This is a genomic window from Herbiconiux sp. 320_LB (assembly GCF_059691755.1).
Genome location: NZ_JCAWAD010000002.1, coordinates 48,672 through 71,336 on the forward strand (window position 1 = coordinate 48,672; position 22,665 = coordinate 71,336).

At 71.8% G+C, this 22,665-nt stretch carries 23 protein-coding genes; 15 read left to right on the forward strand and 8 right to left on the reverse strand.

Annotated elements, in window-relative coordinates; all coding sequences use genetic code 11:
- Positions 1 to 10 precede the first annotated feature (10 nt).
- Positions 11 to 643, forward strand: coding sequence for a TetR/AcrR family transcriptional regulator (locus tag AC59HU_RS04320; protein WP_497222122.1), 633 nt, complete (start codon positions 11 to 13; stop codon positions 641 to 643).
- Positions 644 to 696: 53 nt separating this feature from the next.
- On the opposite strand, the gene AC59HU_RS04325 is transcribed toward AC59HU_RS04320, so the two are convergent.
- From AC59HU_RS04325 to AC59HU_RS04335, 3 genes are all read right to left on the reverse strand, one after another.
- On the reverse strand, positions 697 to 1,017 hold the full coding sequence (locus tag AC59HU_RS04325) for a DivIVA domain-containing protein (protein ID WP_497222123.1): 321 nt from the start codon (positions 1,015 to 1,017) through the stop codon (positions 697 to 699).
- A 144-nt stretch (positions 1,018 to 1,161) separates the two neighbouring features.
- Entirely contained in the window at positions 1,162 to 1,854 is a 693-nt protein-coding gene (locus AC59HU_RS04330) for a hypothetical protein (RefSeq protein WP_497222124.1), read from the reverse strand.
- Positions 1,851 to 2,399: a hypothetical protein gene (locus AC59HU_RS04335; RefSeq protein WP_497222125.1), complete on the reverse strand. Its 549-nt coding sequence runs from the start codon at positions 2,397 to 2,399 to the stop codon at positions 1,851 to 1,853. Before AC59HU_RS04335 ends, AC59HU_RS04330 begins: the two co-directional genes overlap by 4 nt.
- A gap of 204 nt (positions 2,400 to 2,603) precedes the next feature.
- Here AC59HU_RS04335 and AC59HU_RS04340 point away from each other — a divergent pair, with 204 nt between their 5' ends.
- From AC59HU_RS04340 to AC59HU_RS04375, 8 genes are all read left to right on the forward strand, one after another.
- Positions 2,604 to 2,747, forward strand: coding sequence for a hypothetical protein (locus AC59HU_RS04340; RefSeq protein ID WP_497222126.1), 144 nt, complete (start codon positions 2,604 to 2,606; stop codon positions 2,745 to 2,747).
- Positions 2,744 to 2,833, forward strand: coding sequence for a potassium-transporting ATPase subunit F (locus tag AC59HU_RS04345; RefSeq protein WP_497222127.1), 90 nt, complete (start codon positions 2,744 to 2,746; stop codon positions 2,831 to 2,833). Before AC59HU_RS04340 ends, AC59HU_RS04345 begins: the two co-directional genes overlap by 4 nt.
- Before the next feature lies 1 nt (position 2,834).
- Positions 2,835 to 4,508 (forward strand): potassium-transporting ATPase subunit KdpA, encoded by a 1,674-nt coding sequence (gene kdpA, locus AC59HU_RS04350; RefSeq protein WP_497222128.1) that lies wholly within the window; start codon positions 2,835 to 2,837, stop codon positions 4,506 to 4,508.
- Positions 4,508 to 6,670 carry a potassium-transporting ATPase subunit KdpB gene (gene kdpB / locus AC59HU_RS04355; protein WP_497222129.1) on the forward strand — a complete coding sequence of 721 codons (2,163 nt, stop codon included), beginning with the start codon at positions 4,508 to 4,510 and terminating at the stop codon, positions 6,668 to 6,670. The genes kdpA and kdpB overlap by 1 nt, the downstream gene beginning before the upstream one ends.
- Positions 6,671 to 6,716: 46 nt before the next feature.
- Positions 6,717 to 7,319 (forward strand): potassium-transporting ATPase subunit KdpC, encoded by a 603-nt coding sequence (gene kdpC / locus AC59HU_RS04360; RefSeq protein WP_497222130.1) that lies wholly within the window; start codon positions 6,717 to 6,719, stop codon positions 7,317 to 7,319.
- Between the two features lie 44 nt (positions 7,320 to 7,363).
- Complete coding sequence (locus AC59HU_RS04365; RefSeq protein WP_497222131.1) at positions 7,364 to 9,877, forward strand: DUF4118 domain-containing protein; 2,514 nt, start codon at positions 7,364 to 7,366, stop codon at positions 9,875 to 9,877.
- Positions 9,874 to 10,557 carry a response regulator gene (locus AC59HU_RS04370; RefSeq protein ID WP_497222132.1) on the forward strand — a complete coding sequence of 228 codons (684 nt, stop codon included), beginning with the start codon at positions 9,874 to 9,876 and terminating at the stop codon, positions 10,555 to 10,557. Before AC59HU_RS04365 ends, AC59HU_RS04370 begins: the two co-directional genes overlap by 4 nt.
- A 76-nt stretch (positions 10,558 to 10,633) precedes the next feature.
- Entirely contained in the window at positions 10,634 to 11,104 is a 471-nt protein-coding gene (locus AC59HU_RS04375; RefSeq protein ID WP_497222133.1) for a MarR family winged helix-turn-helix transcriptional regulator, read from the forward strand.
- A gap of 37 nt (positions 11,105 to 11,141) precedes the next feature.
- On the opposite strand, the gene AC59HU_RS04380 is transcribed toward AC59HU_RS04375, so the two are convergent.
- Together AC59HU_RS04380 and AC59HU_RS04385 are read right to left on the reverse strand one after the other, a co-directional pair.
- Entirely contained in the window at positions 11,142 to 11,534 is a 393-nt protein-coding gene (locus AC59HU_RS04380; protein WP_497222134.1) for a hypothetical protein, read from the reverse strand.
- A gap of 62 nt (positions 11,535 to 11,596) precedes the next feature.
- Complete coding sequence (locus AC59HU_RS04385) at positions 11,597 to 12,043, reverse strand: MarR family winged helix-turn-helix transcriptional regulator (protein WP_497222135.1); 447 nt, start codon at positions 12,041 to 12,043, stop codon at positions 11,597 to 11,599.
- 61 nt (positions 12,044 to 12,104) lie between these two features.
- Between AC59HU_RS04385 and AC59HU_RS04390 the strand changes: the two genes are divergently transcribed.
- The 3 genes from AC59HU_RS04390 (at position 12,105) to AC59HU_RS04400 (ending at position 15,171) form a co-directional block, all read left to right on the forward strand.
- Positions 12,105 to 12,473 (forward strand): VOC family protein, encoded by a 369-nt coding sequence (locus AC59HU_RS04390; protein ID WP_497222136.1) that lies wholly within the window; start codon positions 12,105 to 12,107, stop codon positions 12,471 to 12,473.
- A 205-nt stretch (positions 12,474 to 12,678) separates the two neighbouring features.
- The gene (locus AC59HU_RS04395; RefSeq protein ID WP_497222137.1) at positions 12,679 to 13,860 is read left to right on the forward strand and encodes a Na+/H+ antiporter NhaA; all 1,182 of its coding nucleotides are present in this window, start codon (positions 12,679 to 12,681) and stop codon (positions 13,858 to 13,860) included.
- A 177-nt stretch (positions 13,861 to 14,037) separates the two neighbouring features.
- Positions 14,038 to 15,171, forward strand: coding sequence for a hypothetical protein (locus AC59HU_RS04400; RefSeq protein ID WP_497222138.1), 1,134 nt, complete (start codon positions 14,038 to 14,040; stop codon positions 15,169 to 15,171).
- 28 nt (positions 15,172 to 15,199) lie between these two features.
- On the opposite strand, the gene AC59HU_RS04405 is transcribed toward AC59HU_RS04400, so the two are convergent.
- Both AC59HU_RS04405 and AC59HU_RS04410 read right to left on the reverse strand, forming a co-directional pair.
- Positions 15,200 to 15,379 (reverse strand): hypothetical protein, encoded by a 180-nt coding sequence (locus AC59HU_RS04405; protein ID WP_497222139.1) that lies wholly within the window; start codon positions 15,377 to 15,379, stop codon positions 15,200 to 15,202.
- Positions 15,380 to 15,495: 116 nt separating this feature from the next.
- On the reverse strand, positions 15,496 to 18,165 hold the full coding sequence (locus AC59HU_RS04410; protein ID WP_497222140.1) for an excinuclease ABC subunit UvrA: 2,670 nt from the start codon (positions 18,163 to 18,165) through the stop codon (positions 15,496 to 15,498).
- Between the two features lie 152 nt (positions 18,166 to 18,317).
- Here AC59HU_RS04410 and AC59HU_RS04415 point away from each other — a divergent pair, with 152 nt between their 5' ends.
- Entirely contained in the window at positions 18,318 to 20,471 is a 2,154-nt protein-coding gene (locus AC59HU_RS04415; protein WP_497222141.1) for a PQQ-dependent sugar dehydrogenase, read from the forward strand.
- A 35-nt stretch (positions 20,472 to 20,506) separates the two neighbouring features.
- Here the strand turns inward: AC59HU_RS04415 and AC59HU_RS04420 are convergent, their stop codons facing one another.
- Positions 20,507 to 21,319, reverse strand: coding sequence for a Rossmann-fold NAD(P)-binding domain-containing protein (locus AC59HU_RS04420; RefSeq protein WP_497222142.1), 813 nt, complete (start codon positions 21,317 to 21,319; stop codon positions 20,507 to 20,509).
- 103 nt (positions 21,320 to 21,422) lie between these two features.
- On the opposite strand from AC59HU_RS04420, the gene AC59HU_RS04425 reads away from it, so the two are divergent.
- Both AC59HU_RS04425 and AC59HU_RS04430 read left to right on the forward strand, forming a co-directional pair.
- Positions 21,423 to 21,836 (forward strand): winged helix-turn-helix transcriptional regulator, encoded by a 414-nt coding sequence (locus AC59HU_RS04425; protein WP_497222143.1) that lies wholly within the window; start codon positions 21,423 to 21,425, stop codon positions 21,834 to 21,836.
- Positions 21,837 to 21,952: 116 nt separating this feature from the next.
- Positions 21,953 to 22,606, forward strand: a complete 654-nt coding sequence (locus AC59HU_RS04430; protein ID WP_497222144.1) for a hypothetical protein — start codon at positions 21,953 to 21,955, stop codon at positions 22,604 to 22,606.
- Positions 22,607 to 22,665 lie beyond the last annotated feature (59 nt).

Here is a 22,665-nt window from a genome sequence, read left to right on the forward strand (position 1 = left end):
TCCTGGCCCCATGGCACGATGGGCCCCCGACGCCGCACTCCGCCTCGAGCGCGCCGCGATGGAGCTCTTCGCCGAGAACGGCTTCGGCGCGACCACGGTCCCGGCGATCGCCGAGCGCGCCGGGCTCACGACCCGCACCTTCTTCCGGCACTTCGCCGACAAGCGGGACGTGCTCTTCCTGCGCGAGCGCGAGTTCCCCACGGTCGTCGCCGAGCTGCTGACGGATGCGCCGCCCGGCCTCGGCGCGATGGACCTCCTCCTGCACGGCCTCGACGCGGTCGCGGCCGGCGACCTCGAACGGTGGCGCGACGACATCGCGGCCCGCCGCGCGATCATCCGCGCCGAACCGCAGCTGCGCGAACGGGAGCTGCTGAAGTCGGCGGTGCTCGCCGACGCGATGCGCGATGCCCTGGTGACGAACGGCGTCGCCGCTCAGGATGCGGCGCTCGCGGCTTCGACCGCCGCCGCGCTCTTCGACCTCGCCCTCGAGACCTGGCTCGCGACGACGGACGGCACCCCCCTCACGACCGTGCTCCACGACCAGCGGCGACGCCTGACGCGACTCATCACCGAGCCCGCTCGCGCATCCACGCCGGAGCACGCACACGCATCCGCATCGCCGGCTCGGCCCGAGCCCGCCTAGACCCGAGCCCGTCTAGACCCGCGCCCGCCTGAGGGCTGCGCGACAGGAGCGCGTCAGCCTTCCGAGCCCTGCCCCCGCAGCGTGACCGCCACACGATCGAGCAGGTCGTCGACCTCGCTCTGGTCGTAACCGGTGCGGAACTTCGTCGGCCCGAACCGGGCCTTCGCCACGTCGTCGTAGGTCAGGGGATCCACCGGCGCCGGCCCGCCCTCGAGATGCTCGAGGTTCGCGACGCAGCGCGCCAGGAAGGCATCGACGTCGTCGGTGTCGTACCCCTGGCGGAAGGCCGTCGTGGTCAAGGTCGCGCCCGCCACCGCCGCAGCCGTGATCGTGGGCGTCTGCCGCCGGGCCCCACCGAATCCGAACAGTCCCATGCGTCGACCCTATCGGTCGCCCGCGACGGCCGAGCCCGGGCCGGCCGCAGCGCAGCCGAGTCGACGCGGGCCGGGCTCACGCGTCGACGCGGCCGGGCTCACGAGTCGAGGCGAGCCGGGCTCACACGTCATCGCCAGCCGGGCTCAGCCGAGCCGCTCGGGGTGGTACGCCCGGCGCCGGAGGTCGTGCAGCGCGACCGGATGCGCGACGACGAACGCGATCAGGTCGCCCCCGCGCACATCCGCCGGCAGGATGCAGCGCACGTCGCCGTACCGCCGACACGGACGCGCGACGAACTCCGCGTCCTCGGCCCGCGACTCCCGCCCGATCAGCCGGAACGTGCTCTCCAGCGGCACGCACCCGTCGAGCTCGGCGTCGAGCCAGAGGTCGAGGCTGGGGCCCCCGGGCACCCCGGTGACCACCTCGACCGTGCTCACGACCACCGCCTGGTACCGGTCGACGGAGGAGGACCGCCCATCTCGACCCTCCCCCGCGCCGGCCCCGCCCGCGCCCCCACCGGCGAGCGCCCCCGCGCCCAACCCGCCCGCACCCCCTGCGGCAGCGAGCGCCCCGGCGCCCACCCGGCCCGCGCCCCCACCGCCAGCGAGCGCCCCCGCGCCCGCAGGGCCCGCACCCCCACCGCCGGCGAGCGCCCCCGCGCCCACCTCCACGACCCGGGTGCAGGGCGTGCCGGCCGCCCGCGCCAGCGAGGTCATCGACTCGCCCGTGATCACCACGTCGTCACGGGTGACCGCGGTCGAGCGGGGCCAGAGCGCGAGATCCGGATGCCGCGCGTGGTGCCGCCGGTACCACCCGAGGGTGCGCACGAGACTCACGCGCTCACCGCCCCGGCGCGCAGCTGCCGGCAGCCCACCGCGCCGACGCAGGGCACGGCGATCAGGTCGCCGACCCGCGTGTCGGCCGGCAGCGACAGGATGCACGTCCCGACCACGAACGACCGCGACCGCCGGGTCGAGCTCCGCCCGATCAGTCGCGCTTCCTCCAGGTGCGCGGGCAGCGCGCTCAGATCGGCGTCGACCGTCAACACCGAGGCCCCCGAGCCGGCCGAGCCCGCGGCCGAACCCACCGCATCCGCCCCCGCCGCCCCCGCCGCGACCGAAGCCCCCGAAGCCACCGCCACCACCCGCACCACCACGACCGAGGCCTGCTCCCGGTCCGAGGGCCGCCCGTGCGTGCCCGGCACCACGGCCGCGGCGACGTGCACACACGGCGTCTCGCAGATGTCGACGAGCCGCAGCAGCGACACCCCCGAGACGATCACGTCGGTGGTGGTGGGATGCGTCCACTCCGGCCAGCGGTCGATGGCGAGCGGATCGGGGATGGTCGAGCGGAGCGAGGGAAGGATGCTGGTGAGAGTCACGAAGGAAGGTCTACGCCGCCCGCGCAGCGCCGTGGGGGTTCCTAACGGGATACGAGCGCGAAGCCCCCGAATCCTGACGCCGATCACCATCCCGGGCCCGGCCGAAGCGCCCCCGCGACAGGATCGCGTAAGGGTTTCGCCCCACCCGCGCCCCCGGGCGTCAGGAAACCGTTAGAACCGCCGGATGCGCCCGATCCGGCGAGCATGATCGTCATCCGTACCCGTGCGCCCACCCAGGGCGCCTTGTCGGATGGAGAAAACACCGTGCTCGACGTCGTTTACATCGTCGCGATCATCGCCGTCTTCGGCGTGGTCGCTCTGGTCGCCTGGGGGGTCGGGAAGCTGTGATCGTCCTCGAACTCGTCGCCGCGGCGCTGGGCGTGGCCGGAGTGGCCTACCTCGTCGTCGCCCTCGTGAAGCCGGAGAAGTTCTGACATGGAAGCATGGCTTCTCGTCGCCCAGCTGGCGACCCTCGCGATCATCCTCGCGGTGCTCTACCGCCCCCTGGGCGACTACATCGCCTGGACCTTCACCTCGGCCAAGGACCTCAAGGTCGAACGCGGCCTCTACCGGCTAGTCGGCGTCGACTCCGCGGGCGAGCAGACCTGGGGCGCCTACCTCCGCGGAGTGCTGGCCTTCTCGCTGATCGGCGTGCTCTTCGTCTACGCCCTGCAGCGCCTCCAGGCGGTCCTGCCCTACTCCCTCGGCCTGCCGGCCGTGCCTGAGGGGCTGTCGTTCAACACGGCCGCCTCCTTCGTGACCAACACGAACTGGCAGTCGTACTCGCCCGAGGTCACGATGGGCTACACCGTGCAGATCGCGGGCCTGGCGGTGCAGAACTTCGTCTCCGCCGGCGTCGGCCTCGCGGTCGCCGTCGCGCTGATCCGCGGGTTCTCACGCCGCAGCACCGGCACGATCGGCAACTTCTGGGTCGACCTGACCCGCGGCACCCTCCGCATCCTGCTGCCGCTCGCGGTGCTCGCCTCGATCGTGCTGATCGCCGGAGGCGTCATCCAGAACTTCAACGGCTTCACCGACGTGACCACCCTCACCGGGGGCAGCGCGACGATCCCGGGCGGCCCGGTGGCCTCGCAGGAGGCCATCAAGCTGCTGGGCAACAACGGCGGCGGGTTCTTCAACACGAACTCCGCGCATCCGTTCGAGAACCCCACGCCCTGGACGAGCATGTTCTCGGTCGTGCTGATGCTCGCCATCCCGTTCTCGCTGCCCCGCGCCTTCGGCACGATGGTCGGCGACAACCGCCAGGGCTACGCGATCCTCGCGGCGATGGGCGTGCTGTTCCTGGTCTCGGTCTCCGCACTGACGACCTTCGAGATCGCGGGCTCCGGCACCGGGCCCCAGCTCGCCGGCGGCGCGATGGAGGGCAAGGAGCAGAGGTTCGGCATCGCCGCCTCCACGCTGTTCGCCACCACCTCGACGATCACCTCGACCGGTGCCGTGAACTCGATGCACGACAGCTACACGTCGCTCGGCGGCATGATGACCCTGTTCAACATGATGCTCGGCGAGATCGCGCCGGGTGGCATCGGGGCCGGCCTCTACGGCATCCTGATCATCGCCATCATCACCGTGTTCATCGCGGGTCTGCTGGTCGGCCGCACCCCGGAGTACCTGGGCAAGAAGCTCGGCCCGCGCGAGATCAAGCTGGCGAGCCTGTACATCCTCGCCACGCCCACCCTCGTGCTGGTCGGCACCGCGCTCAGCTTCGCCATCCCGGCGATCCGCGACGACGTCACGACGACGTCGATCTGGAACCCCGGGCTGCACGGCTTCACCGAGGTGCTCTATGCCTTCACCAGCGCGGCCAACAACAACGGCTCCGCGTTCGCCGGCCTCACCGCCAACACCCCGTGGTTCAACACCGCGCTCGGCGTCGTGATGCTGCTCGGCCGGTTCATCCCGATCGTGCTCGTGCTCGCGTTGGCCGGTTCGCTGGCCTCGCAGGGCAAGGTGCCCGTGACGGCCGGAACCCTGCCCACCCACCGCCCGCAGTTCGTGGGCCTCCTCGTCGGCGTGATCCTGATCGTCGTCGCTCTCACCTACTTCCCCGTGCTCGCACTCGGACCTCTCGCCGAAGGGCTCCAGTAATGTCCACCATCACCCCGACCAGTTCACCCGAGCCGTCCACCCGGCCCGGGGGCGGCGCCTCCCCGACGCCCGCCGCGCGCACCTTCAGCCTCGCCCAGCTGGGCAAGGGTCTGCCGGGCGCGCTCCGTAAGCTCGACCCGCGCGAGATGTGGCACAACCCGGTCATGTTCCTCGTCGAGGTCGGCGCCGCGCTCACCACCGTGATCGCGATCGCGCAGCCCTTCCTCCCGGCCGAGACCGGGGCGCAGACCACCTCGCTCGCCTTCACCTGGGCGATCGCGGTCTGGCTCTGGCTGACCGTGCTCTTCGCAAACCTCGCGGAGTCGGTCGCCGAGGGCCGCGGCAAGGCGCAGGCGGCCACCCTCCGCGCCACCCGCACCAGCACGATGGCCGCGAAGGTGCTCGACTACGACCCGGCGGGGGACCCCGCCGCGCTCGCGGCCCGCACCACCCCGGTGGCGTCGGCCGACCTCACCCTCGGCGACGTGGTCGTCGTGGTCGCCGGGGAGCTCGTGCCCGGTGACGGCGACATCATCGAGGGCATCGCCTCGATCGACGAGTCGGCCATCACCGGCGAGTCGGCCCCGGTCGTGCGCGAGTCCGGCGGCGACCGAAGCGCGGTCACCGGCGGCACCCGGGTGCTCTCGGACCGGGTCGTGGTGAAGATCACCTCCAAGCCCGGCGAGACCTTCGTCGACCGCATGATCCGCCTCGTCGAGGGCGCGTCGCGCCAGAAGACCCCGAACGAGATCGCCCTCAACATCCTGCTGGCGAGCCTGTCGGTCATCTTCCTCGTCGTCGTGCTGACCCTCGGCCCGATCGCCGGGTACTCGGATGCGGCGCCCTCGATCGCGGTCATGGTCGCCCTCCTGGTGTGTCTGATCCCGACCACCATCGGCGCCCTGCTCTCGGCCATCGGCATCGCCGGCATGGACCGGCTGGTGCAGCGCAACGTGCTCGCCATGTCCGGCCGCGCGGTCGAGGCCGCCGGCGACGTGACCACGCTGCTGATGGACAAGACCGGAACGATCACCTACGGCAACCGCCGCGCCTCCGAGTTCCGCACCCTCGCGGGTGTCGACGCGGCCGCGCTGCGGAACGCCGCCGCGCTCTCGTCGCTGAGCGACCCCACCCCGGAAGGCAAGTCGATCGTCGATCTGGCTGCCGAGCAGGGCTTCCGTCGCCCGTCGACGGTGGACGGCGAGATCGTGCCCTTCACCGCCCAGACCCGGATGAGCGGCATCGACTTCGCGGACGGCCGCCAGATCCGCAAGGGCGCCGGCTCCGCCGTGACCGCCTGGGCCCGGGAGACCGGCACCACCGGCAGCTCGCTCTTCGACGAGCTGCAGCAGCAGACCGACGCGATCGCCGCGGTCGGCGGAACCCCGCTGGTCGTCGCCGTGCGCGAGCCCGGCGCGCCGGCCCGGCTCCTCGGTGTCGTCTACCTCAAGGACATCGTCAAGGAGGGCATGGCGTCCCGCTTCGCCGAGCTGCGCTCGATGGGCATCCGCACGGTGATGATCACCGGCGACAACCCGTTGACCGCGAAGGCGATCGCCGAGGAGGCGGGCGTGGACGACTACCTCGCCGAGGCCACCCCGGAGGACAAGCTCGCCCTGATCAAGAAGGAGCAGGAGGGCGGCCGCCTGGTCGCCATGACCGGCGACGGCACGAACGACGCCCCGGCACTCGCCCAGGCGGATGTCGGCGTCGCGATGAACACCGGCACGAGCGCCGCGAAGGAGGCCGGCAACATGGTCGACCTCGACTCGGACCCGACCAAGCTCATCGACATCGTCGCCATCGGCAAGCAGCTGCTGATCACCCGCGGGGCGCTCACCACGTTCTCGATTGCCAACGACGTCGCGAAGTACTTCGCGATCATCCCGGCGATGTTCGCGGCCGTCTTCCCCGGCCTGGGGCTGCTGAACATCATGCAGCTGCACTCGCCGTCCTCGGCGATCCTCTCGGCGGTGATCTTCAACGCCCTGGTGATCATCGTGCTCATCCCGCTGGCGCTGAAGGGCGTGAAGTACCGGCCGATGTCGGCCTCGCGCATCCTGAGCCGCAACATCCTCATCTACGGCCTGGGCGGAGTGATCGCGCCGTTCATCGGCATCAAGATCATCGACCTCGTCGTCAGCCTCCTGCCCGGCTTCTGAGCCCGGCACCGCGAAGACACCCCGAAAGAACGCAAAGGACATCATCATGGCCACCACACGCGGGTCCGCCCGCCCCTACTGGGTCGCACTGCGCTACATGATCGTCGCGACGATCGTGCTGGGCATCGCCTACCCCGTCGCCATCCTCGGCATCGGCCAGCTCGCGCTGCCGGCCCAGGCAAACGGCTCCGTCGTCTCGGTCGACGGGCAGCCGGTCGGCTCGTCCCTGATCGGCCAGTCGTTCGCCGACGACGACGGCGACGCCCGGCCCGAGTGGTTCCAGTCGCGGCCCTCCGCGGCCGGCTACGACGGCGGCGCCTCGGTCGCGTCGAACTACGGCCCCGAGAACCCGGACTTCATCGCCGAGATCGAGGCCCGCAAGGCCGCGATCTCCGAGAGCGACGGGGTCTCCCCCGACGCCATCCCGGTCGACGCCCTGACCAGCTCCGGCTCGGGCCTGGACCCGCACATCAGCCCCGACTACGCCTACGAGCAGGTCGACCGCGTCGCCCTGGCGCGCGGGCTGTCGACGGACGACGTGAGGGGCCTGGTCGACGCGTTCGTGCAGGGCCGCGACCTCGGCTACCTCGGTGAGCCCACGGTCAACGTGCTGCAGCTGAACGTCGCGCTCTCGCAGCTGGCCGGCTGAGGCGGGCCGACGCCGATGGTGGGCACGACCCGGATGGACGGGCGATGAAGCAGGGACGGCTCCGAGTGCTCCTCGGGGCCGCTCCCGGCGTGGGGAAGACCTACGCGATGCTGGAGGAGGGGCGCCGCCTGCGCTCCCAGGGCAAGGACGTGGTCGTGGCCGTCGTCGAGACGCACGGCCGCGCCGCCACCCAGTCGATGACGCTCGGCTTCGAGATCATCCCCCGCACCCGCATCTCGTACCGCGGCGTCGAGCTCGACGAGATGGACCTGGATGCGGTGCTCGCCCGGGCGCCGCAGATCGCGCTGGTCGACGAGCTGGCCCACACCAACGCCCCCGGTCTCGCCCACGAGAAGCGCTGGCGCGACGTCGAGACCCTGCTGGATGCGGGCATCGACGTGATCTCGACCGTCAACATCCAGCACATCGAGTCGCTCAACGACGTCGTGCAGCAGATCACCGGGGTGCCGCAGCGCGAGACGATCCCGGATGCGGTGCTCCGCGAGGCCGACCAGATCGAGGTCGTCGACCTGGCCCCGCAGGCGCTCCGCGACCGCCTCTCGGAGGGTGTCGTCTACCCTGCGGCCCGGATCGACGCGGCCCTGTCGAACTACTTCCGGCTCGGCAACCTCACGGCGCTCCGCGAACTGGCACTGCTCTGGCTGGCCGACGAGGTCGACTCCTCGCTGCAGAAGTACCGGGCCGAGCACGGGATCGGCCAGAAGTGGGAGGCCCGCGAACGGGTGGTCGTCGCCCTGACCGGTGGGCCGGAGGGCGAGACCCTGCTCCGCCGCGGATCGCGGATCGCCGCGCGCTCGGCGGGCGGCCAGCTGCTCGCCGTGCACGTCACCAGCCAGGACGGCCTGCGCCAGGCCGACCCCGGCGCCCTCGCCGCGCAGCGGTCGTTGGTCGAGAGCCTGGGCGGCAGCTTCCACCAGGTCGTCGGCAGCGACATCCCGGAGGCCCTGGTGCAGTTCGCCAAGGCCTCCAACGCCACGCAGCTCGTGATCGGGGTGAGCCGCCGCAGCCGGCTCGCGGCCGTGGTCACCGGGCCCGGCATCGGCGCCACCGTCATCCGCGAGTCCGGCGACATCGACGTGCACATCGTCAACCACGCCGCGGCCGGCGGCACCCGCTTCTCGCTGCCGCACCCGCACGGGTCGCTGACCGTGCGTCGGCGGGTCTACGGCTTCATCCTCGCCCTGGCCGGCGGGCCCCTGCTGACCTGGCTGCTCACCCAGTTCCGGAGCGACGACTCGATCACCTCGGACGTGCTGGGCTACCAGCTCCTGGTCGTCGTGGTCGCCCTGGTGGGCGGCATCTGGCCGGCGCTGTTCGCGGCCGTGCTTTCCGGCGTCACGCTGGACTTCTTCTTCGTCGACCCGCTCTACACCGTGACGGTCGACGAGCCCCTGCACCTGCTGGCGCTGCTGCTCTACATCGTGATCGCGGTGCTGGTGTCGATCGTCGTCGACCAGGCCGCGCGGCGGTCGCGCGCCGCCCGGCGCTCGGCGGCCGAGTCGGAGCTGATCGCCGGGGTGGCCGGCGAGGTGCTGCGCGGGCAGGACGCCTTCCAGGCCTTCGTCACCCGCACCCGGGAGGCCTTCGGGCTGACCGGGGTGCGGCTGCTGGTCGGCGACCGGGTGCTGGCGAGCGACGGGGAGCCGGTCGGTTCCGCGCCCGGGTCGGATGCCGGCGCCTCGCGCGCACCGGCCGTCGTCCGGGTTCCGGTCGACGACGAGGCCGTGCTCGAGCTGAGCGGCCCGGCCCTGCAGTCCGCCGACCGCCGGCTGCTCGCGGTCATCGTCACCCAGCTGGCCTCGGCCCTCGAGCACGCCGACCTCGAGGAGACCGCCCGGGTGATGGCCCCGCTCGCGGCGGCCGACCGGGTGCGGAGCGCCCTGCTCGCCGCGGTGGGGCACGACCTGCGCCGGCCGCTCGCCGGCGCGACCGCCGCCGTGACCGGGCTCCGCGCATCCGGTTCTCAGCTGTCGCCGGGCGACCGCCACGAGCTGCTCGACACCGCCGAGACCTCGCTCAAGCAGCTGACCGACCTGCTGACCAACCTGCTCGACGTCAGCCGCGTGCAGGCCGGCGCCCTCGCGGTGACCCTCGAGCCGGTGGAGCTCGTCGACCTCGTACCCACTGCGCTCGAGGAGCTCGGCGTCGGACCGGACGAGGTCGACCTCGACCTGCCGCCGGATCTGCCGGCCCTCGAGGCCGACCCGGGCCTGCTCGAGCGGGTGATCGTGAACCTGCTCTCGAACGCGCTGAAGTACTCCCCCGAGGGCGAGAAGGTCGTGGTCGCCGCCTCGGCGTTCCAGGACACGGTGCAGATCCGGGTCGTCGACCGCGGCCCCGGCGTGCCCGCCGACCGCCGGGAGGAGATGTTCGTGCCCTTCCAGCGCCTCGGCGACACCGACAACACGACCGGGCTGGGGCTCGGCCTCGCCCTGTCGAAGGGGTTCGTCGAGGGGATGGACGGAACGCTCGAGTTCGAGGAGACGCCGGGCGGCGGCTCGACGATGGTGGTCCAGCTGCAGGCGGTGCGCCAGTGAGGATCCTGATCGCCGACGACGACCCGCAGATGCTGCGCGCCCTGCGGGTGACGCTCGGCGCGCAGGGGCACGAGATCCTCACCGCCGCCGACGGGAGGCAGACCATCGCGGCGGCGTCGACGCATCCGCCCGACCTGCTGATCCTCGACCTCGGCATGCCGCAGCTTGACGGCATGGAGGTGATCCGCACGGTGCGCGGCTACTCGCAGCTGCCCATCCTGGTCGTGTCGGGGCGAACGGATGCGGCCGACAAGGTCGACGCGCTCGACGCCGGCGCCGACGACTACGTCACCAAGCCCTTCGCGATCGACGAGCTGCTCGCCCGGGTGCGCGCGCTGACCCGGCGGTCGCCGGTCGCGGTGAGCCGGCCGGTCGTGACGCTGAGCGGGGTGACCGTCGACCTGATCGCGCACGCCGTGACCCGGGAGGGGCAGCGGAACGCGATCCGGTTGACGCCGACGGAGTGGAAGATCCTCGAGCTGCTGGTGCGCAACCCGCACCGCCTGCTCACCCACGCCGACCTGTTCACCGAGATCTGGGGCACCGCGAACGTGCACGAGACCGGGTACCTGCGGCTGTACATCGGGCAGCTGCGGAAGAAGCTGGAGCCGGATCCCTCGCGGCCCCGGCACATCCTCACCGAGACCGGGCTGGGCTACCGCTTCGAGCCGGACGCCTGAGCCCGGATAAGGCTGTGCGCGTGCGCGAGGGGGCGGGTGGGGTGTTGAGTGGAAGGGAGTGAGAAAGGGAGCGTGCGTGACCGCCGAATCCGCAGACACCACCCCGGGCCAGGCCGTCTGGGCCGCCCTCAACGCCCTCCGCGACGCCGAGACGCAGCAGCGCAAGCAGGTCAACGCGATGACGGGCCTGAGCGACAACGATCAGGAGGCGCTGCGCCTCGTCGTCGATGCCGAACTCGGCGGGCGGCCGCTGTCTCCGAAGGATCTGGCCCGTGAGCTCGAGATCAGCAGCGCCTCGGTGACCGTGCTGATGGACCGGCTCGAGAAGCGCGGGCTCGCGAGGCGGTCGTCGAACGCGGCCGATCGGCGGACGCTGCTGGTCGTGCCGACCGACACCGGCATCGCGCTCTCGAAAGCCGTGAACGCGACCAGCGCAGGGCACACGGAGGTGCTCGGCACGGTGAGCGCCGACGAGGCCGCGGTGATCACCGGCTTCCTCGGTCGCCTGAGCGACGCGATCTACGACGCGCGCATATCGGAGGAGTGAGCCGGGGCTGCGGATCGCGGGACTGCGGGCCGCGGGGCTAGGACTGGACCGCGTCGGCGGACGGTATCGGGGCCTCGACGGCGCCCGTCGTCGCGCGCGCCTCGATCGGGCCACGCGAGCGGCCCTCGAGATAGGCCAGCAGCGCCGCCGCGAGCATCAGCTCTTCGGCGAGCCCGACGACCTGGGTCACGGAGGCGCGGTCGGGTGACTGGCGCGGCTCGAAGATGAGCTCCCAGCGCGGGTCGTACGGGCCGATCGGCTGGAGGTAGATCTCGGTCGAGGCGTACTTGAAGCGCATCACGATCAGCCCGGTGTCCTCGCCGGCACCGCCGTCGTGGCGGAGGACGTCGAGCTCGCCGAGCACCGTGTGGCCCTGCGCGAGGAACTCCTGCACCCAGAGCTCGAGTGTCTCTTTACTGCGGAACGGCACGGCGGCCCCCTCTTCTCCTCGACCCGGGTCTCGTCTTCCCGTACCCCAAGCATCCCACGAGATCAGGGCTCCCGGAGCGCACCGATCATGCTCTGCAGCAGACCGAAGCCCGCCCGCCGCTCCTGGGCGGTGAGCCCCGCGAGCATCCGGTCCTCGACCGACCGCACCGCGGCGCTCGCGGCGTCGCGCATCCGGAGCCCCCGCGCGGTCAGCCGGGTCGGGAGCACCTTGCCGACCCGGTCCTCCTCGGGGCGCACGACGAGCCCGTCGCGCTCGAAGCCCTGCAGCAGCACGTTCATCGACTGCCGCGTCACGAACGCGCCGCGGGCGAGCTCGGAGTTCGACAGCCCGGGGCGCTGCGCCAGGAGTTCGAGGCAGGAGTACTGGGTCACCGTCAGCCCGAGCGGCTTGAGCGACTCCTCCATCGCCAGCCGGAGCGCGGTCGAGGCCTCCTTCAGCAGGTAGCCGAGCGAGGTCTCGAGGTCGATTCCATCGTCGTCTTGACTCATGTCAGTATTCTGACATAGATTGAACTATGTCAGACAACTGACACGAAACTGAGGAGCACCCATGCCCGTCACCGGCCCCGACTTCATCTCCCTGCAGGTCCGCGACCTCGACGCCTCCCAGGCGTTCTACGAGACCTACCTCGGTCTCGTGCGTTCGCCCGCCGGCCCGCCCCACGCCGTCGTCTTCAGCACCACCCCGATCGCCTTCGCCCTGCGCGACATCGTGCCCGGCACCGATCTCGACTCCGTTCCGCAACCGGGCATCGGCGCGGCGATCTGGCTGCACGCGACCGACGTGCAGCAGATCCACGACGCGCTGGTCAGCGACGGCCGCACCATCACCTCCGCGCCGATCGACGGCCCGTTCGGGCGCACCTTCACCTTCGCCGACCCGGACGGGTACTTGATCACCCTGCACGACCGGGCCTGACGGGCGGCCGGGTCTGGGCCGGGGCGGGCGGGTGGCCCGGGCGGGCGGTCGCACCTGTCGGGCGGCCAGGCCGGGCCGGGGCGGGCGGCGGCACTCGCGGTAGACTGGTTCATGGTGCGCCGGGAAGTCTGGTCGGCGGGCGATCCACGGGGATCGTCCTTCCGCTTCGCCGACCCGCCGCCCACCGCGGCAGCTAGGACACCGCATGAGCTTCATCCGATCCGAGCGCGTCGCCGCGTTCCTCCTGCTCGCGGCCGCCGCACTGGGCCTCGTGCTCGCCAACACCGCGCTCGGGCCCGGGCTGATGGCGGTGCAAGATGCACACCTCGCCATCCCGGGAACCCCGCTCGACCTGTCGGTCGGCCACTGGATCAGCGACGGCCTGCTCGCGATCTTCTTCTTCATCGTGGCGGTAGAGCTGAAGAACGAGTTCGCGGTGGGTCAGCTCGACACGATCGGGAAGGCCGTGCGGCCCGCGATCGCGGCCCTCGGCGGCGTGATCGTGCCGGCGCTGATCTATCTCGCGATCACCGCCGGATCCGGGTACGAGGGCGGCTGGCCCATCCCTACGGCCACCGACATCGCGTTCGCGCTCGGGGTGCTCGCGGTGTTCGGCAAGGGCATCCCGTCGCGGCTGCGCATCTTCATCCTGGCGCTCGCGATCCTCGACGACATCGTCGCGATCCTGATCATCGCCGTGTTCTTCACCGCCGACCCGAACCTGCTGTTCATCGCGCTGGCCGCGGTCGGCGTGGTGGCGTTCGCGCTGTTGAGCAAGCTCCTCGGCAGCCGCTACCGGGTGCTGGTCGCGGTGCTGATGGTCGCCGTGGCCCTCGTGACCTGGTCGCTCACCTACCTCTCGGGCGTGCACGCCACGATCGCGGGGGTCGCGCTCGGTCTCGTCATGGTGCGGAAGCCGGCCATGCACCTGCGGCACCGGCTCGAGCCGGTGAGCAACGGGGTGATCCTGCCGCTGTTCGCGTTCTCGGCGGCGCTCGTGGCCATCCCCCAGGTGTCGCCGACGGAGCTCGCGGCGCCGTTCTGGGGCATCCTCATCGCGCTGCCCGTGGGCAAGCTGATCGGCATCTCGCTGGGTGGGTGGCTCTCGAGCTTCATCGGGCCGCGCGACCGGAGGCCCCACCTGACCCTGCACGGGCTGGTCGCCGCGGGGTCGCTCGGTGGCGTCGGCTTCACGGTCTCGCTGCTGATGAACGAACTGGCGTTCGCCTCGCAGCCCGAGGTCGCCGACGAGGGGACTCTCGCCGTGCTGCTCGGCTCGTGCATCTCGATCGTGGTCGCGGCGATCGTCGTGTCGCGGCTCGCGGCGTCGTACAAGCGGCTGCGCCTCCTCCGAGCCGAGGCCGAGCGGAGGGTCGGCCTCGCCTGACCCGCTGCTGTCCCTCCCTCTCTCCCCCCTTCTCCCTGGCTCGCCCCCACTTCGCCGAGAAGTCACCTTCACGTCCAAAACCCGACATTTGGACGTAAAGGTGACTTCTCGGCGAGGGAGGTGTGGGTGAGGGAGCGGGGGTGCGTCCGGCACCCTCCGCGTACGGGAGAATGGGGTGTGGACCTGCGCTGGCTGACCGCCCCCGAGACCGAGGTGGCCGCGGCCCTCGCCACCGCCCGCCGCGGCGCACGGCCGGGGTGGGTGCCCAACCGGCGGCGCATCCTGGTGCACGTGAACCAGTGCCTGCTGCTCTGGTACGTGAGCCTCACCCTGTTCACCTTCGGCGTGCAGGTCGACGAATACCAGGATGGCCGCGTCGAGGCTCAGAACGTGCTGCCGATGCTCGTGACGGGGGCGATCCTCGTGCTGTGGATCGCGGGCAGCCTGCTGCTGCGACGCTGGGCCGCCCGCCCGCCGAGCTCGCGGGCGCGGATCCGGCAGGGCCGCCAGGAGCTGACCGCCCTCGCGAACGGCTTCGAACCCGAGCCGAAGAGCTACGCGACCTTCCCGTCGCTGCTGTCGGCATCCGGTCGCGTCCGTGAGTACCCGCGGTTCGCGGCGCAGGGCGTCGAGTTCGGCACGATCCTCGCCGGCACCCGGCGGTCGCGCGAGTGGCGGTACCTCGCGGTGCGGCTCCCGGCGCCGCTGCCGCACCTGATCCTGGATGCGGCACCCCACGACGGCCTCGACGGCGACCTCCCCGAGGGCGTCGACCCGGGCCAGCGCTTCGATCTCGAGGGCGGGTTCGACCGGTGGTTCCGCGTCTACGCGCCGGCCGGCTACGGCAAGGACGCGCTCTACGTGCTGACCCCGGACGTGATGTCCGACCTCCTCGACCACGCGCGCGGGATGAACGTCGAGATCCTCGACGACACCCTCGTCTTCTTCACCCAGCCCGGCGCCGACTGGGCCCGGGCGGAGTCGTGGCAGCGCATCGAGGCGCTGCTGGCGACCGTCGTGCCGCGGATCGTGACCAGCGCCGCCCGCTACCTCGACGCCCGGGTGCCCGGCCAGGACAGCTCCCGGCTGCTCGACCGCCTCACCGCCGAGCGCGAGCGCCCCGGCGTGCCGTACGTCGCGCCGCCGCCGCGCATCGGCCCCGACGGCCGTCGGCTCGGGATGCGCGAGGGCCGCCGCGCGACCCGCTGGCTGATCGGGGCGGTCGGCTGGTTCCTGTTCTTGTTCCTGCTCTACTTCGTGCCCACGGTCTTCGCGTTCGCCGCCTTCATGTCCATCGTCGACGGCCGCTGAGCCGGCGCGTTCGCGCGCTAGCGCTCCGCTACTTGAACAGCGAGAACACGTCGAGCAGATCGAAGACCATGCCCACCTTCTCCCAGAAGGTGATCTTGCGACGGCCCCAGTCCAGACCCTTCATCGACCTGCGGCGGGCCCTCGCCTCCGCCCACCGTCCTCGCGCGCGCTCCGCGGCCCCGTCAGCCCGTTCCCCCGCACCGCTCATGGCTCCACTGTGGCCGACCCTGTCTGACCGCCTGCCGCGAACCCGCTGAACGCGGGCTGCGAACTGCCGGGGCACGGCCGGTGGAGCGGCCGATCAGGCCGGCCGCGCGGCACCCGTCACTCGGGGCGGAGCGCCGCCGCCAGGAAGGGCGCCGTCACGCTCGACGCGGCCGCAGCCACCTCGCGCGGCGTGCCCTCGGCCATCACCCGACCACCCGCATCCCCCGCGCCCGGCCCGAGATCGATCACCCAGTCGGCCTGCGCCACCACCCGCATGTCGTGCTCGACCATGATCACCGTGTTACCGCCGTCGACCAGCCGCTGCAGGTGCTCGAGCAGGCGATCGGTGTCGGCGGGATGCAGCCCCGACGTCGGCTCGTCGAGCAGGTAGAGCGTGTCGCCGCGCTGCACCCGGCGCAGCTCCGAGGCGAGCTTCACCCGCTGTGCCTCGCCGCCCGACAGCTCGGTCGCGGGCTGGCCGAGGGCGACGTAGCCGAGGCCGACGTCCAGCAGCGCATCCAGGTGCCGCACCGCCTCGGCGTCACCCTCGAACAGCTCGCGCGCCCGGGTGACGCTGAGGCCCAGCACCTCGGCGATGCTCAGGCCCTCGTACCGGATCTCGAGCGTCTCGTCGTTGTACCGCGCCCCGTGGCAGGTGCTGCACGGCGCGTGCACCGTCGGCAGGAACAGCAGCTCGACCTCCATCGTGCCCTCGCCCTTGCAGGTGGGGCAGCGGCCGCTCGGCAGGTTGAACGAGAAGCGGCTCGCGGCGTAGCGCCGCCGCTTCGCCTCGGGGGTCGCGGCGAACAGCGAGCGGATGCGGTCGAACAGCCCCGTGTAGGTCGCCACGTTCGACCGCGGCGTGCGCCCGATCGGCTTCTGGCTCACCTGCACGACCCGCTTGAGCCGCTCGGCCGGCCCCGAGGCGCGCCCCTGGGTGGCCTCGGTGAGGGGCGTGAGCAGGAGGGCGTCGGCAGGCGCATCCGTCGCTCGGGCACCGCCGGGCTCGGCTCCCGCATCCTCGTCCCGCCCGTCGACCTCGCTGGCCAGGCTGGCGCGAAGCAGCTCGGGGACCGCCTGGTTGACCAGCGTCGACTTCCCCGATCCCGAGACGCCGGTGACCGCGGTCAGGCAGCCAAGCGGGAACGACACCGACAGGCCGTCGAGGTTGTTGCGGGTGACGTCGTGCAGCTCGAGCCGCGCCTCGGCGACGCGGGGCGCGCCGGTGCGGGGTTCGGATGCCGCGGCCGCGGCCTCGGATGCCCGCGACCCGGATGGACGCGGCTGCGTCGTCCCCGTCGCTGCCGTCTCCCCCGGCTCCGCCCCCGCGAACAAGTACCGCCGCGTCACCGACTCCTCGACCCCGCGCAGCCCCTCGAGCTCGCCCGAGTACACCACCCTGCCCCCGGTCGCGCCGGGCCCCGGGCCGATGTCGACGATCCAGTCGGCCTCGCGGATGACGTCGAGCGAGTGCTCCACGAAGAACACCGTGTTGCCGCTGTCGCGCAGCCGGCGCAGGATGCCGAGCAACGCCGTCGTGTCGGCCGGATGCAGCCCCGCCGACGGCTCGTCGAGCACGAACACCACGCCGAACAGCTGCGACAGCACCTGGGTGGCCAGCCGCATCCGCTGCAGCTCGCCGGAGGAGAGCGTGATCGTCGTGCGGTCCAGCGACAGGTACCCGAGGCCGAGGTCGGTGATCGGCGAGAGCCGGGCCAGCAGCTCGGCCACGAGCCGTTGGGCGGCCAGCCGCTTCTCCGGCGCGAGGGTGCCCGCATCCCGCGGCTGCCAGTCCGGCGCGAGGGCCACGGTCATCAGCTCGGCCACCTCGTCGAGCGGCATCGAGGCCACGTCGGTGATGCTGCGCCCCTCGAAGGTCACGGCGAGCGCCTCGGGCTTGAGACGCCGGCCGTCGCAGGTCGGGCAGAGCACGCTGCGCATGAAGGAGGAGGCGCGATCGCGCATCCGGGCGCTCTTGGAGTTGGCGAAAGTGTCGAGCACGTAGCGCCGCACCCCGAGGAAGGTGCTCATGTACCGCGGCTCGCGGCCGGCGGCGACCGCCTTGCGCACCTCGGCCGGCGACCGGTCGGTGAAGATCGGCACCTGCGGCGACTCGTCGGTGAACAGGGCCCAGGTGCGCTGCTCCTCCGAGAGCTCGCGCCAGGGCACGTCGATGTCGTAGCCGAGCGAGATCAGGCTGTCGCGCAGCTGCTTGCCGTGCCAGGCGGTGGGCCAGGCGGCGAGCGCGCCGTCGCGGATGCTCAGCGAGTCGTCGGGCACCATCAGCTCGAGCGGCACGTCGAACACCCGGCCGATGCCGTGGCAGGTGGGGCAGGCGCCCTGCACGGTGTTGGCCGAGAAGTCTTCGGCGTAGAGCATCGGGGCGCCGGGCGGGTAGGTTCCGACCCGCGAGAAGAGCATGCGCACGACGCTGGAGATCGTGGTGGCGCTGCCCACGGTCGAGCGCGCGCTGCCGCCGGTGCGCTGCTGCGGCAGGGCCACCGCCGGGGGCAGCCCCTCGATCGAGTCGACGTCGGCCACCCCGACCTGGTCGATCAGCCGGCGCGCATAGGGGGCGACCGACTCGAAGTACCGGCGCTGCGCCTCGGCGTAGAGCGTGCCGAACGCGAGCGAGCTCTTGCCCGAGCCCGATACCCCCGTGAAGGCGACCAGGGCGTCGCGGGGCAGGTCGACGTCGACGTTCTGCAGGTTGTGCTCGCGGGCGCCCCGAACCCGCACGAGGTCGAGGGGGGTTCGGGATGCAGGGGGTGCGTCAGGAGAGATCATTCCTTCCAGTCTGGCCCCGGCGCGTCGGGCACCGCCCTCGATGACCCATTTCGACCATTGTCGAGAAAATCGCACGGATGTCCCTCATCCGAGGGACACGGCGGCCCCGCAGGACTACCGTGTGGCTCACGACGACGAGATGGGGATCCGTGATGACGAACAGACGTGCCTTCTGGGGCCGAGGAATGACCGCCGCGATCGTGGCGGCCGTGGTGGCCGTGACGCCGCTCGCGGGGGTGAGCGCGTCGGCGACACCGGCATCCGCATCGCCCGCATCGCCCGCATCGGCGACCAGCGCATCCACGCAGGCCGCACCCGCCGCCTCGGGCCCCGCGACGATCGTCGGCACCGCCTCGAACCGGTGCCTCGACGTGATCGGCAACGTCGACACCGCCGGCACCGGTGTCAACATCTACGACTGCGTCGGGCAGCCGAACCAGTCGTGGAGCTTCACGACCGCCGGTGAGCTCACCGTCTTCGGCGGCACCCGCTGCCTCGACGTCGACAAGCAGTCCACCGTGTCGCCGGCCCGCCTGCAGATCTACGCCTGCAACGGCGGCGCGAACCAGAAGTTCACGATCAACGCCGACGGAACGATCCGCGGGGTGCAGTCGAAGCTCTGCCTCGACGTCAAGGGCGCGAGCACCGCGAACAGCGCCCTGGTGCAGCTCTACACCTGCAACGGCGGCGCCAACCAGAAGTGGACGACCACACTCGGCGCTCCTGCCGACACGCAGGCTCCCAGCATCCCGGGCGACCCGCGGGTCAGCGACCTCACCTGCGACAGCGTGACCTTCGCCTGGAACGCCTCGACCGACAACGCGGGCGTCGCCTTCTACGACGTCTACCACGACGGCCAGCTGATGAAGTCGGTCGGCGGAAGCACGCTCAGCACCCAGCTCGCCGTCGTGGGCGGGGTCAAGTGGGGGCTGTACGTGAACGCGCGGGATGCCGCCGGCAACGTCTCGCAGGCGAGCACGACCGTGCCGATCGCCCCGCCGAACTGCACGCCCGACACCGTGGCGCCCACCGCGCCGAGCGGGCTGAAGGCCGCCGTCTCGGGCACCACCGTCACCCTGACCTGGACCGCGTCGACCGACGACGTGGGCGTGCGCGCCTACGACGTCTACCGCGACGGCACGAAGGTCGGCTCGATCACGGGCACCGCGACGGTTGCGCCCGCCACGACCTTCGTCGACAGCGCGCTGGCCTCCACCACGACCTACTCGTACTACGTCGTCGCCCGCGACGGCCAGTCGAACACCTCCCCACGCAGCAGCACGGTCACGGCGACGACGGGGTCGGGATGCGCGCAGTCGGTCTGCGCGGTGACCCAGGTCGGCACCGACACCGACATCCCCTGGGGTCTGGTGACGCTCCCCGACGGCACCCTGCTCTACACGCGCCGCGACGCGCACGACATCGTGCACCTGAACCCCGCCACCGGGGCCAAGACCACGGTCGGCACCGTGCCGAACGTCGAGAGCACCGACGGCGAGGGCGGCCTGACCGGGCTCGCGATCGCCTCCGACTTCGCCAGCACCCACTGGCTGTACATCATGCACACCTCGCCGATCGACAACCGGATCGTGCGGATCACGCTCGAGAACGACGCGCTCGTGCTGAGCAGCGAGCAGGTGCTGCTTAGCGGCATCCTGCGCAACAAGTTCCACGACGGAGGGCGGCTGCGCTTCGGCCCCGACGGCAAGCTCTACGCGAGCACCGGGGATGCGCAGTTCGGCGACAACGCCCAGAACCTCTCGTCGCTGAACGGCAAGATCCTGCGCCTGAACCCCGACGGCTCGGTGCCGGCCGACAACCCCTTCGGCAACTACGTCTGGAGCTACGGCCACCGCAACCCGCAGGGCCTCGCCTTCGACTCGAAGGGTCAGCTCTGGGAGCAGGAGTTCGGCAACAGCGTGATGGACGAGACCAACCTCATCCAGAAGGGTGGCAACTACGGCTGGCCCGCCTGCGAGGGCACGACCGGCACCTGTGGCACCGCGGGCTACATCGCGCCGAAGCAGACCTACCTCACCTCGGACGGCTCGTGCTCGGGCATCGCCGTCGTGCGCGATGTACTCTACGTGGCGTGCGAGCGCGGGCAGCGCCTGTACCGCGAGGTGATCTCGGGCACGTCGCTGACCAACGTGCAGATCTTCTTCAACGGCACCTACGGGCGTCTGCGCACGGTCGAGCCGGCGCCGGATGGCGGGCTCTGGCTCACCACCAGCAACGAGGGCGACAAGGACAGCATCCCGAACAACAGCAACGAGAAGCTGCTGCACGTGACCCTGGGTCGCTAGCGGGCGGCTGGCCGGCTGCCTGCCCGCCCCGCGCGTCACTCGGCAGGCGGCTCGGCGGCCCTCACCGCGGCGGCCGCGACCGCGAGCGCGTCGCGGGGCGGGCGGCCGAGCAGGGTCGACAGCTCCGGGGCGGTGCCGGCGAGGAATCCGTAGGCGACCGCGCTGTGGATCGACATGAGCATCGCGGGCTGGAACGGTTTCAGGCCGGCGGCGTCCAGGTCGCGTCGGCGCTCCGCGAGGGAGACCTCGACCAGCGGGGCGCCGACCCGGGCCGCCACCGCCCGAGCGGTGATCGGGGTGCCGACGAGTTCGTGGACCCGCCGGGCGTGGCTGTCGGGCGACTCGGCGACCACCGCAGCGGCCTCTGCGAGATCGTCGCGGTCGACGGCGGCGAGCGCCCCGTCGCCGAACGCCGACGTCACGTGGGCCCCCGACCACGGCAGCAGCGAGCCGAACAGGTCGGCGTAGAGCCCGTTGCGCAGGATCGTCCACGGGGTCGGGCCCCGCCGGAGCCGGCGCTCCGTCCACCGGTGGGCGAGGGCGAACGCGAGGTGGTCGCCCTCGCCCACGACACTCGTGTAGACGATGTGCCCGACCCCGGCGTCCTCGGCAGCGGTGATCGCCGCCTCGTGCCGGGCGATCACGACGTCGTCCTCCGCCTCCCCGGCCGAGACGAGCACGAGGGTGTCCACTCCGTCGAGCAGGATGGTCTCGGGGTGGTCGAAGTCGATGGCGCGGGTTCCTTCCGCGCCGCTCCGGCTGCTGCCGACGACGCTCGCTCCCCGCTGGGTGAGATGGGTCAGGATGGCGCGGCCGAGGCGCCCGGTGGTGCCGGTGACGAGGATCAACAGGAGGCCTTTCGGGGGGGGTGTCAGCGGTCGTCCGCTGTGGTTCGCGGTAGCTAGGCTGATTCTGTTCCGGCACCGCGAACGGTCACAAGAAGGCACTTCCATGACACTCACGCACACCGCAGTAACCGCCGATCTGGAGCCCTGCGGTCGCGACGATCACCCCGACTGCGGCATCCGCGACGTGCTCGACCGCATCGGCGATACCTGGTCGGTGCTGGTCGTCGTCGAGCTCGCCTCCGGCACCCGACGGTTCGGCGAGCTCCAGCGCGCCATCGACGGCATCTCGCAGCGGATGCTCACGCTCACGCTGCGCAGGCTCGAGCGCGACGGCCTCGTCAGCCGCGCGGTCAACCCGACCATCCCACCCCAGGTCTCGTACACGCTGACCGAGGACGGCGCGAGCCTGACGCACCTGATCAAGGCACTCGCGGACTGGTCGCTCGACCACCGCGCCCGTATCGCCACCGCCCGCACGGCCTACGATGCCGCGCACCCGGGCACCGACATCCGCTGACCCCGCTCACGTCGACGCCTGTCGATCGCTGGGGTACGGTGTGGGGACGACCGGGGCCCGAGCGACAGGGGCGGGCGCAGGATGACCCGAGCCACGACGACGAGAGTGGGCACGCAATGACCGAGACCGGCACTCGGGTCCCGGCCGAGCCGACCCGCGGCGGAGGTGCCGGCGCGCGGCATCTCGCCTGGATCCTGCCGATCGTGGCCGTCCCGTTCCTGTTCTTCGGCTTCCTCTTCGTCACCGGCACGATGATCAACACCGGTGACCCGATCCTGACGGCGGTCTCGATCGTGCCCTACGTCGCCGCTCTCGTCTCGCCGGTCGCCGCCCTCGTCGTCGCGGTCGTCGTGATCGTGCGCATCCGGAGGCAGGCGGCCCGGCGCGGCCCCGGTCCGATCGAGCGGCGACGGCTCGAGGATGCACGGAGGAGCGGCCTCACCCCCGAGGAGTACGGCGTCTACAAGGGTAGCGACGGCAGCCTCGTGGAGCCGGTGAACTCGGCGAGCGGGCTGCTCGTGATCTCGATCATCCTCACCGCGCTGGCCGTCTTCGAGCTCGCGATGATCGGGCTGGGCATCTTGCAGAGCGCAGGTGTGGTGCCGACGCCCGCCGGCGCCACCGAGCTCAGCCCGGTGCAGTGGTTCTTCCTCCTGTTCGCTCTCGCGTTCCCGATCGTCTCGTGGCGCTCCTACCTCCGCGAGCGTCGCGCCCAAACCCTCCGCCTCCGCCGAGGCCTCCCCCGCACCCTCCCCCGCGACCCCCGCTGACCCCGCACACGCGCCGACCCGGCGGTCCGCGGCTCAGCACCCAGACGCCGGCCCAGCGG

Bases quoted from the DNA above. Each gene is read 5' to 3' on its own strand.
- AC59HU_RS04365 (WP_497222131.1), top strand. From the start codon at position 7,364: ATGAAGCAGGGACGGCTCCGAGTGCTCCTCGGGGCCGCTCCCGGCGTG.
- AC59HU_RS04390 (WP_497222136.1), top strand. From the start codon at position 12,105: ATGCCCGTCACCGGCCCCGACTTCATCTCCCTGCAGGTCCGCGACCTC.
- AC59HU_RS04430 (WP_497222144.1), top strand. From the start codon at position 21,953: ATGACCGAGACCGGCACTCGGGTCCCGGCCGAGCCGACCCGCGGCGGA.
- AC59HU_RS04415 (WP_497222141.1), top strand. From the start codon at position 18,318: ATGACGAACAGACGTGCCTTCTGGGGCCGAGGAATGACCGCCGCGATC.
- kdpB (WP_497222129.1), top strand. From the start codon at position 4,508: ATGTCCACCATCACCCCGACCAGTTCACCCGAGCCGTCCACCCGGCCC.
- kdpC (WP_497222130.1), top strand. From the start codon at position 6,717: ATGGCCACCACACGCGGGTCCGCCCGCCCCTACTGGGTCGCACTGCGC.
- AC59HU_RS04425 (WP_497222143.1), top strand. From the start codon at position 21,423: ATGACACTCACGCACACCGCAGTAACCGCCGATCTGGAGCCCTGCGGT.
- kdpA (WP_497222128.1), top strand. From the start codon at position 2,835: ATGGAAGCATGGCTTCTCGTCGCCCAGCTGGCGACCCTCGCGATCATC.
- AC59HU_RS04320 (WP_497222122.1), top strand. From the start codon at position 11: ATGGCACGATGGGCCCCCGACGCCGCACTCCGCCTCGAGCGCGCCGCG.
- AC59HU_RS04405 (WP_497222139.1), bottom strand. From the start codon at position 15,379: ATGAGCGGTGCGGGGGAACGGGCTGACGGGGCCGCGGAGCGCGCGCGA.
- AC59HU_RS04395 (WP_497222137.1), top strand. From the start codon at position 12,679: ATGAGCTTCATCCGATCCGAGCGCGTCGCCGCGTTCCTCCTGCTCGCG.
- AC59HU_RS04325 (WP_497222123.1), bottom strand. From the start codon at position 1,017: ATGGGACTGTTCGGATTCGGTGGGGCCCGGCGGCAGACGCCCACGATC.
- AC59HU_RS04410 (WP_497222140.1), bottom strand. From the start codon at position 18,165: ATGATCTCTCCTGACGCACCCCCTGCATCCCGAACCCCCCTCGACCTC.
- AC59HU_RS04340 (WP_497222126.1), top strand. From the start codon at position 2,604: ATGATCGTCATCCGTACCCGTGCGCCCACCCAGGGCGCCTTGTCGGAT.
- AC59HU_RS04385 (WP_497222135.1), bottom strand. From the start codon at position 12,043: ATGAGTCAAGACGACGATGGAATCGACCTCGAGACCTCGCTCGGCTAC.